The following is a 9,480-nucleotide window of genomic DNA, read 5'->3' as shown; positions in this document are numbered from 1 at the left end:
CGTCGGCCCTGATCCTGTCGCCCGTAGGCGTTCTCCGGGCGGCGCTGCTGCATGGCGAGCTCGCCGTCACCGGAGCCCGGCGACGAGGCCACCTTGTGCTCGGGGCCCGTGGCCGACCGGCCGTAGATGTCGTACTGCTCGCGGTGGTAGTTCTGCTGCGCCTTGACCTGGATGGACTTGTTGTAGCGGTCCATCAGGTGCCGCAGCTCGTTGCGCTCCTCGCCCTGCAAGAGCCGCGCGACCTCCGCGTTGCAGTTGATGACGAGCGTGGAGTCCTTGTAGCCCGGCGCCTCGCGGCGGATCTCCCGGAAGATCTCGTACGCCACCGTGGTGGCCGTCTTCACGAAGCCCTTGCCGTCGCAGTACGGGCAGTCCTCGTGCAGCACGCGGCCAATGGACTCGCGCACGCGCTTGCGCGTCATCTCCACCAGGCCCAGCTCGGAGATGCGCAGCACGTTCGTCTTGGCCTTGTCGCGGCCCAGCGCTTCCTGCAGCGACTTGAAGACCTTGTCGCGGTTCTGCGCCTTCTCCATGTCGATGAAGTCGCAGATGATGATGCCGCCGATGTTGCGCAGCCGGAGCTGGTAGACGATCTCCTTGGCCGCCTCGACGTTGATCTTGGTGATGGTCTCCTCGAGGCTCTTCTTGCCGACGTAGCGGCCCGAGTTGACGTCGATGGCGGTGAGCGCCTCGGCCTGGTCGATGATGAGGTAGCCGCCGCTCTTCAGCCACACCTTGCGCTGGGTGGCCCGCTGCAGCTCCTGCTCGATGCCGTAGGCGTCGAAGACGGGCTCGTCCGTCTCGTGCAGCACCACGCGGTCGCGCAGCGCCGGGTCCTGCGCGGTGACGAAGCCCTGGATGCGCTCGTACTCCTCCGCGTCGTCCACGACGAGCTTCTCCACGTCGTGGGCGAACAGGTCGCGCGTGGCGCGCAGGATGAGGTCCAGGTCGGGGTGCAGCAGGCCCGGTCCGCCGCGCTTCTCGTTGCGGCGCACCACCTGGTTCCACACCTCGATGAGGAACCGGATGTCGCTCTCCAGCTTCTCCTGGGGAACGTTCTCCGCCACGGTGCGCACGATGAAGCCCGTGCCGGGCGGCCGCAGCCGGTCCACGATGTCACGCAGCCGCCGGCGCTCCTTCTCGTTGGAGATGCGGCGGCTGATGCCCACGTGGTCCACCGTGGGCATGAACACCAGGTGACGGCCGGGGATGGAGATGTGCGAGGTGAGCCGCGCACCCTTGGTGCCGATGGGGTCCTTGGAGATCTGGACCACCACCTCCTGGCCGACCTTCAGCAGGTCTTCAATCTTGTCCGTCTTGCGCTGCTTGGGCTTCTCCTTGTCGTCTTCGCGCTTCTCGCGGCGGGGAGGGCCCTCTGGGCGGCGCTTGTCCTTCTCCTTCTCCTTCTCCTTCTCACGGCCGTCCCGGGCGCGCGGCTCGCGGGCCTCCCGGGCCTCGCGCGGCGTGCGGCGCTCACCGGAGACCTCACCCGGACGGGCGGACTCGGTGGCGGGCGGGGGGATGAGGTCGCCCAGGGCGGCCGCGTGCGGCGGCGGCTCGGCGGCCGCGGGGATGCCTTCACCGCCCTGCGCGCCACTGCCCTCGGCGAGCGTGGCGACGGTGACGGTCTCCGCGTGCGTCTCCTGAACCAGCACGGGGGACTCGTCCACCGGCAGGCCCGTGTCCGACAGCGGCACCGCCACGGCGGCGGTGGACACCGTGACCTGCGACTCCTCGACGGCGGCCACGGCCTGCGGCGCCTGGGCCTCCACCGGCGCCGGGGGCTGCTCCTGCCCCTGCTCGGTGACGGGCTCGCTCACGGCCGGAGCGGCAGGGACTTCCTGAGCCGGCTCCTGGGGGGACTGGGCCTGGACGTCCAGCGCCAGCGCGGTGTCGTGCGCCAACACCGGCTCCACGCTGGCCGCGGCGACCTCCGGGCCCGGGGGAAGGGCGGGCGCGTGCGCGTCCTTCTCCGGGACCGTGGACGCAGCGGCCTCGAAGGTGTCGGCCTCGGATTCGGTGGGGACCTCCGGGGCGTCCTCGTGCTCGCCCTCGGTCAGCTCGAACTGGGCGCGGGCGAAGTCGGGGTCGTAGACGACGTCGCTGACATACAGGAAGGCGGCCTTCTCCAACCCGATGTCGACAAAAGCCGCCTGCATGCCCGGGAGCACCCGGACGACACGGCCCTTGTAGATGTTTCCGACGACGCCCTTGTCCTTCTTACGCTCGAGGTAGAACTCCGCGATATGGCCGCCCTCGACGAGCGCCACCCGGGTCTCCCGACCCGCGGCGTTGATGACGAGCACACTGCTCATGGATGAATCCTGGAAGCGCGCGCGGTAGGGAGGTCCTCACCGGACGGGGGGCGGCGAAGAGCCACACCTCCGAGCACGCTGCGAGGGGAGAGGCGGCTTGCGGCCCTCCGACGTGTGGACGCCTTCCGGAAGACCCGGAGGGAGAACGCATCGCCTGGGTGAGGGCCGAGGACATCACCGCCTGCTCCTCCGAGTTCATGTCGCCCCGCATTGCGACCGGCACCGTGCCGGGCGGGGCTGCTTCTCTTCAAGCGCTCGAGGCCTCCACCACGCCCGTGCCGTCCGCCCCCTCTTCCACACCCGGTCGGTGCCCGTTCGTGGGCCACCTTGGGGGGGCGCTGGGGGCCCCGGAGCAGCAGGGACGTCCGGAGGAAACCGGAAGCGCAACCCGTCGAAATTCATGCCTGGGCCTGATGTCCCGCCAACGCGGGGCGTCACACAACTGCCCAGAAACACGGAGAGTTTTTCACGCCCCTCCAGGTGTGTAAAGGCAAGAAGCGCCCGTTCATCCACTGTCGGGCAGATGGCGCCGGGCTCCGCCGCCCGGACGCTGTTCGGGCGTCCAGGCCTCTTCCCGGCGCCTCAGGCCTGCGCGGGGGCCTGCTTGCGGCCCTCGGGCTTGTCCAGCCGCCCGCGCGGACGGCGCACCAGCCGCAGGGCCGTCCAGGCCTCGTCGATGACGCAGATCTTGTTGTCGACGAGCCCGATGTCGAGCGCCGCCTGGCGCACGAAGTCCTCGGACAGGACCGTCTTCACGCCCTCGCCCGTGGGCCAGCAGACCCAGATGCCGCCGGTGAGGGTGGTGGCGCGCGACAGGGCGGGCAGCCGCTGCACCAGCTCCGTGGCGTCGGTGGTGAAGAAGAGGATGACGTCCAGCCCCGTCTGGGCGGTGACGAGGAACTCCACCCCGTCCGGCAGCGGGTTGAGCTTCTGCACGAAGCCCCGCGGGGGGTTGATGACGGAGACCTTAGTGCCGGAGCGGATGCCCAGCATGGCGGCCAGGGAGGACAGCGCGTAGGGCGTCATGACGTGCGCTCCACGATGAAGGTACGGAATTCGCCCGTGGCCTCGTCGTCCGTGCGCGTCACGTCCGTGACGCGCGCCGTGCGGGGGCCCTCGTGGCACCAGCGGATGAATGCTTCCAGCGCGGCGGGTTCGCCTTCCACCGTGGCCTCCACGGAGCCATCGCTCCGGTTTCGCACCCAGCCTCGCAGGCCCAGACGCAGCGCCTCGGCGCGGGAGCTCTCCCGGAAGGAGACTCCCTGGACCGTGCCCTGGATGCGCAGGGTCGCCCGGCGCTGGGTGCTCATGCCTCTGGCCTCATGCTCTGGCGGTCCCTTCTAGCATCCGCAGGAACGCCTGCTCATCCAGGATTCTTACCCCGAGTTCCTGCGCCTTCTTCAGCTTGCTCCCCGCGTCGTCTCCCGCCACCACGAAATCGGTCTTGCGCGAGACACTTCCAGCCACCTTGCCTCCCCGCCGTTCGATTTCCTCCTTGGCCTGCTCGCGCGCCAGCCCCGCCATCGTGCCGGTGAGCACCACCGTCTTGCCCACGAAGGGGCCGCCCGTGGCGACCTCCGGCGGCGCCGGCGTCACGCCCGCGTCCAGGAGGGCCTGGATGGTGACCTGGTTCTGCGGCTCCTGGAAGAAGGTATGGATGACCTGCGCCATCACCGGGCCCACGTCCTTCACCCGGCTGATGTCCTCCAGGCTCGCGGTGAAGAGCGTCTTCACCTGGGGGAAGGCCTCCGCCAGCGCGCGCGCCGTGGCGTCGCCCACGTGGCGGATGCCCAGGGAGTACAGGAAGCGGCGCTGGGTGGTGTTCCTGGACCCCGCGATGGACGCCAGGAGGTTCTCCGCGCTCTTCTCCCCCATGCGCTCCAGCTTCATCAGGGACTCCTTGGTGAGCGCGAAGAGGTCCGCGAACGTCTTCACCTGACCGGAGGTGACGAGCTGCGTGGCCAGCTTGTCCCCCAGCCCTTCGATGTCCAGCGCGAGGCGGCTGGCGAAGTGGCGCACCTTCTCCACGAGCTGCGCGGGGCAGGACGCGCCCGTGCAGCGGATGATGGCGCCGTCCTCGTCCTTCGCCGCCAGCGCGCCGCACACCGGGCAGTGCGTGGGGAAGGTGAAGGGCTGGGAGTCCTTCGGGCGCTTGGAGGGCACCACGGAGACGATCTCCGGAATCACGTCGCCCGCGCGGCGCACGAAGACGGTGTCGCCCCGGCGCACGTCCTTGCGGCGCAGCTCGTCCTCGTTGTGCAGCGTGGCGCGCGACACCGTCACGCCGCCCACCTTCACCGGCTTCAGGTGCGCCACCGGCGTGAGCGCGCCCGTGCGGCCCACCTGGATGCCGATGTCCTGCACCTCCGTGGACTCCTCCTCCGGCGGGAACTTGTAGGCCACCGCCCAGCGCGGGCTCTTGGACACCTGGCCCAGGCGGCGACGCAGGTCCTCGTCGTCCACCTTCACCACCATGCCGTCCACCTCGAAGGGCAGGGCGTGGCGGCCCTTGAGGGACTCGTCGTAGCGCTGGCGGATGCCGTCGGCGCCCAGGGCGGGCTTGTAGTGGTTGACCGGCAGGCCGAGCGTCTTCAGGTACTCCAGCTTGTCGGTGTGCGTCTTGAACGTGGGCAGGCCCTCGCTGGGGCCGCACTCGTACAGGTAGATGGAGAGGGGACGGGCGGCGGTCTCCTTGGGGTCCAGCTGGCGCAGGCTGCCCGCGGCGGCGTTGCGCGGGTTGGCGAAGAGCGACTCGCCTTCCTCTTCGCGCTTCTCGTTGAGCTTGCGGAAGTCCTCCTTGCGGATGAAGATCTCGCCGCGCACCTCCAGCCGCTTCGGCACCTTCACGCCGTCGTGGGGGAACAGCTCCAGGGGCAGGCTCTTGATGGTGCGCAGGTTGGACGTGACGTCCTCGCCGGTGGTGCCGTCACCCCGGGTGGCGCCCAGGACGAAGCGGCCGTCCTCGTACCGCAACGCGATGGCCAGGCCGTCCAGCTTGGGCTCGCACACGAAGCCCACCTGCGTCAGGCCGGTGAGCTTGCGGATGCGCTCCTCGAACTCCTGCAGCCCCTCGTCGTCGAAGATGTTCGCGAGCGACAGCATCTGCGCGCTGTGCACCACCTGGCCGAAGTCCTCCACCGCCGCGCCGCCCACGCGCTGGGTGGGGGAGTCCGGCGTGGCGAGCTGGGGGTACTTCTCCTCCAGCCCCTGGAGCTCGCGCATCAGCGTGTCGTACTGCGCGTCGCTGATCTCCGGCGAGTCGAGCACGTAGTAGCGGTGGTTGTGGTGGGCGAGCTCCTGACGGAGCGCTCGCGCGCGGGCTTCGGCTTTCGGGAAGGTGTCCACGGGGTGTTGTCCTTACCCCAATTCGGCAGCGCGGCCAGGATGCGCACGCCCCTCGTTGGATGAGGACCACTCTAGCGGGCCCACCTGACAGGACTGCTCTGCGAGCGGCCCCCACACCCTGGACCTCCGTCGTGTCTTCCCCACCTGATACGTAGGGTCCCGGGGCCCCCGCCCACTCCCCTGGAAGGCGCCGCGGCGGGCCGGAGGCTTCGCCAGGGGTTGGAATTCCCGGCGACCGCAGGGGTTGGAATCTCCGGCGACCGGTGGGAAGGAGGGACCCGGGGACGCGTGTTCAATCAGGCGGAGGTGCAGGACGCACCCCGGTAGGCCCGAATTTCAGCTACATAGCGTATTCCCTGGTAGCAAAAGTCCCTCCCTCCAGTGCAACCCCCTGAAAAACGGGACGGTGCAAGGCACGGATGCCTTGACAGCTCTGGAGGGGGTCAATAGTTTCCGGGGCGGTTCCTGACGCAGGGGTTCCCCCGCGTCGTCTCTTCCCAACCACAGGCCCACGCGCCCTCCGGTCCCGTTCATGGACCCGGGTGGTGCTGCCCTCCTGGAAGGTGCTTCCGAGCGCCGCGCGGACGGACAACGTCCCGCGTACAGCCTGCCCGAGCCTTCGGGCGCTTCCCCCCATTCCGTCTGCTGACTGTCATGGCCAAAGCCCGTTCCCCCCGAGAGAAGGTAGTCGCGCCCCCGTTCGTCGCCGCGGAGGAGAAGCCCCGCCGCAAGCGCGCGGCGGCGAAGGAGGCGGAGAAGCCCGCGCCGCGCTCACGCCGTGCGCCGGCCCGCCGGGAAGAGGCCCCCGTCGAGGAGGCCCTGGAGGTGGTCGCCGAGGCGCCCCGCCCGGTGCTCACGCCCATCTCCCGCCCCGTGCGCGACGATGAGCTCCAGGAGTTCCGCGCGGAGGAGACGACGTCGGACGACGCCGCTTCCGCGACGCCCGCCCCGCAGGAGTCCGCCGAGTCCCCCGCCATCACGGAGGTGGACCGCGACGGCGCGCCGATGCAGGTCATCAAGCTCAATGACCTGAAGCGGATGAAGATCATCGAGCTGGCGAAGATGGCCCAGGACGTGGGCGTCGAGGGCTACCAGGGCCTCAAGAAGCAGGACCTCATCTTCGCGCTGCTGGGTGGCATCGCGGACAAGCGCTTCGAGGTCCACGCCGAGGGCGTGCTGGAGCTCTTGAGCGACGGCTTCGGGTTCCTGCGCAGCGCGGACAGCGACTACCAGCCGTCCCCGGACGACATCTACGTGTCGCCGTCGCAGGTGCGCCGCTTCACGCTGCGCCCCGGCGATACGGTGACGGGCCCCATCCGCCAGCCCCGCGAGGGCGAGCGCTTCTTCGCGCTGCAGAAGGTGGACAAGGTCAACTTCGAGGACCCGATGTCGGACGCTGCGCGCGAGCGCATCCTGTTCGACAACCTCACGCCGCTGTATCCGACGCGCAAGCTCAAGCTGGAGCACGAGTCGTCGGAGATGACGACGCGCATCATCGACATGTTCTGCCCCATCGGCCTGGGCCAGCGCTGTCTCATCGTGGCGCCCCCGAAGGCCGGCAAGACGGTGCTGCTGCAGAACATCGCGCACGCCATCAGCCGCAACCACCCGGACGTCTACCTCATCGTCCTCCTGGTGGATGAGCGTCCGGAGGAAGTGACGGACATGGAGCGCAGCGTGCGCGGCGAGGTGGTGTCCTCCACCTTCGACGAGCCCGCCACGCGCCACGTGCAGGTGGCGGAGATGGTCATCGACAAGGCCAAGCGCCTCGTCGAGCAGAAGTACGACGTGTGCATCCTGCTGGACTCCATCACCCGTCTGGCGCGCGCCTACAACACGGTGGTGCCGGCGTCCGGGAAGATCCTCTCCGGCGGCGTGGACGCCAACGCGCTCCACAAGCCCAAGCGCTTCTTCGGCGCCGCGCGCAACATCGAGGAGGGCGGCAGCCTCACCATCATCGGCACGGCGCTCATCGACACCGGCAGCCGCATGGATGAGGTGATCTTCGAGGAGTTCAAGGGCACGGGTAACTCCGAAATCGTCCTGGATCGGAAGTTGATGGAGAAGCGCATCTTCCCAACGCTCGACATCAACAAATCCGGCACGCGAAAGGAGGAGCTCCTCTTGTCGCAGTCGGACCTGGTGCGCATTACGGCGTTGCGCCAGGTGCTCCACCCCTTCACCCCCATCGACGCGATGGAGTTCGTTCTCAAGCACATGCGTCCGACGGCGGCGAACGCGGAGTTCCTGGGCTCGATGAACCGGTAGTCTGCCGGTCAAGGAGCTCCATCCATGCGCCGTCCCCGCTTCCTCCATTCCCTCGCCCGCGCCGTCGCGGGCGTCACCCTGGGCCTGTTGGCGGGGTGCGACCTGGGGGTGGAGGACCTGCCGATAGAAGACGCGCCCCCGGTGCTCTCCAGCGCGGTCTGCTACGACGACTCGGACTGCGTGGCGAGCGCGTGCTGTGGTGAAGGCAACGCCGTCACCCACCGCTCGGAGGGCCCCAACTGCGCCAATGTGCGGTGCGACGGGACGTGTCCTCCCGACAGCATCGACTGCGGCCGCTGCATCCCGGTGTGCCGCAACGCGCGCTGCGCTGGGGCCTGCCAGTAAGTCGCAGCGGAGCCCCTGCCCGCCGCCTTCAGCCCACCTGGGCCGTGGGCACCGGGGCCTCCTTCAACGGCAGCGTCACGCGGAACGTGGTGCCGCCGCCCGGCGTGTCCTCCACGTCGATGCGGCCCTGGTGCGCCTCCACCACCTGCCGTGACACCCAGAGCCCCAGGCCCAGGCCGCCGTAGTGGTGCGTGGACACGGCGCGCTCGAAGCGCCCGAAGATGCGCTCGCGGTCCTCCGGACGGATGCCGATGCCCCGGTCCACCACGCTCAGGCGCACCACCTCGCCGTCCGGTTGCAGCGTCACGTCCACCGGCTTGCCCCGGCCGAACTTCAGCGCGTTGGACACCAGGTTGTTCACCACCTGGGCGATGCGGGACGGGTCGAAGGTGCCCGTCACCGGCCCGTGCACGGTGACGGTGAGCTGCGTGCCGTCGCGGCGGGCCTCTTCCTCCGCGAAGCGCGTCACCTCCACCAGCAGCTCCGCCAGGTCCACGTCGCCGAGGTTGAGCTTCAGCCGGCCGCTGGTGATCTGCGACACGTCCATCAGCACGTCCACCAGCGTCGCCAGCCGCCGGATGAAGGACCGGGCCTGCTTCAGGCGCTCCAGCGCCTTGGGCGGCGCGTCCCGGCCCAGGCCCCGCTCGAGCAGCTCCAGGTGGAGCTGGAAGGCGGCCAGCGGCGTGCGCAGCTCGTGCGCCGCCACGGAGAGGAAGTCGTCCCGGGCGTGCAGCGCTTCGCTCAGGCCCTCGGCCCGGGCGCGCTCGTCCGCCACCTCGCTGCGCATCCGCGCCAGCCTCAGGTTGGACGCGATGCGCGCCAGCAGCTCCGCGGCGGAGAAGGGCTTCACCAGGTAGTCATCCGCCCCGGAGGAGAGCCCCTCCACGGTGGCCTGCTCGCCGGCCTTCGCGGACAGCAGGAGGATGGGCAGCTCGCGCGTCTGTGGCGCCGCGCGCAGGGCCCGCAGCAGGCCCACGCCATCCAGGCGCGGCATCATCACGTCCGACAGCACCAGGTCCGGCGGATGGGCCAGCGCGGACTCCAGCGCCTTCTGGCCGTCCTTCACCGCCTCCACCTCGTAGGCGGTGGAGAGCACGCGCTGGATGTAGTCGCGCATGTCCCGGTTGTCGTCCGCGAGCAGGATGCGCGCGCGGGGCAACTCCTCCTGGGCGTGCGTCTCCTGGGGGGGCGGCGCGGGGGCTCGGGA

Annotated in this window: 7 protein-coding genes; 2 read left to right on the top strand and 5 right to left on the bottom strand. The window is 69.8% G+C overall.

Going from position 1 to position 9,480, the window contains the following annotated elements:
* The 4 genes from D7V93_RS29275 to ligA all read right to left on the bottom strand — a co-directional run.
* The coding region (locus D7V93_RS29275) for an Rne/Rng family ribonuclease (protein WP_120646520.1) at positions 1–2,315 on the bottom strand (2,315 nt) is incomplete at its 3' end.
* A 582-nt stretch (positions 2,316–2,897) separates the two neighbouring features.
* Entirely contained in the window at positions 2,898–3,341 is a 444-nt protein-coding gene (locus D7V93_RS29270) for a DUF3052 family protein (RefSeq protein WP_120611148.1), read from the bottom strand.
* Positions 3,338–3,625 (bottom strand): acylphosphatase, encoded by a 288-nt coding sequence (locus D7V93_RS29265; protein ID WP_120646519.1) that lies wholly within the window; start codon positions 3,623–3,625, stop codon positions 3,338–3,340. Before D7V93_RS29265 ends, D7V93_RS29270 begins: the two co-directional genes overlap by 4 nt.
* A gap of 10 nt (positions 3,626–3,635) precedes the next feature.
* Positions 3,636–5,660 carry an NAD-dependent DNA ligase LigA gene (gene ligA, locus D7V93_RS29260; protein WP_120646518.1) on the bottom strand — a complete coding sequence of 675 codons (2,025 nt, stop codon included), beginning with the start codon at positions 5,658–5,660 and terminating at the stop codon, positions 3,636–3,638.
* A gap of 654 nt (positions 5,661–6,314) precedes the next feature.
* On the opposite strand from ligA, the gene rho reads away from it, so the two are divergent.
* Both rho and D7V93_RS29250 read left to right on the top strand, forming a co-directional pair.
* Positions 6,315–7,928: a transcription termination factor Rho gene (rho, locus tag D7V93_RS29255; protein WP_208723183.1), complete on the top strand. Its 1,614-nt coding sequence runs from the start codon at positions 6,315–6,317 to the stop codon at positions 7,926–7,928.
* A 24-nt stretch (positions 7,929–7,952) separates the two neighbouring features.
* A complete protein-coding gene (locus D7V93_RS29250; protein ID WP_120646517.1) occupies positions 7,953–8,273 on the top strand; it encodes a hypothetical protein in 321 nt (106 codons plus the stop codon).
* 28 nt (positions 8,274–8,301) lie between these two features.
* Here the strand turns inward: D7V93_RS29250 and D7V93_RS29245 are convergent.
* Positions 8,302–9,480, bottom strand: a 1,179-nt coding sequence (locus D7V93_RS29245; protein WP_147451391.1) for a hybrid sensor histidine kinase/response regulator, incomplete at its 5' end; no start/stop codon positions are given.

The organism is Corallococcus llansteffanensis (genome assembly GCF_003612055.1).
Classification (GTDB): domain Bacteria; phylum Myxococcota; class Myxococcia; order Myxococcales; family Myxococcaceae; genus Corallococcus; species Corallococcus llansteffanensis.
Note: the sequence above shows the minus strand (reverse complement) of the source record. Positions and strands in the feature narration are given on the sequence as shown.